The organism is Streptomyces sp. P17 (assembly GCF_032436805.1).
Classification (GTDB): Bacteria; Actinomycetota; Actinomycetes; order Streptomycetales; family Streptomycetaceae; genus Streptomyces.
In genome coordinates, this window is the sequence record NZ_JAVRBF010001116.1 from 1 (window position 1) to 256 (window position 256).

Here is a 256-nt window from a genome sequence, read left to right on the forward strand (position 1 = left end):
CTTCATTTGTATGGTGAAGAGACATTTAATTTCCTTTCTGTGTGCTTTTATAGCGTCTCATTACGAGTTTGACCAAGGCTTCACTACACTTGCTAATTTAGCAGTTTCTTTGATTGTATGGTTACGCCTCAGTTCAACAATTAATTGGTGTTTATGCGTATCGGCCTGACGGCCTTTAAACCGTCCCTGCTTTTTCGCTTCAGCAATACCGGCCGCTTGACGGCTGCGGCGTTGTTCGTAGTCGTCTCTGGCCATT

Annotated in this window: 1 pseudogene; it reads right to left on the minus strand. The window is 44.5% G+C overall.

Annotated elements, in window-relative coordinates:
• Window positions 1-60: 60 nt before the first annotated feature.
• Window positions 61-256 (minus strand): annotated as a pseudogene (locus RMT89_RS44125) (resolvase); the annotation flags it as partial.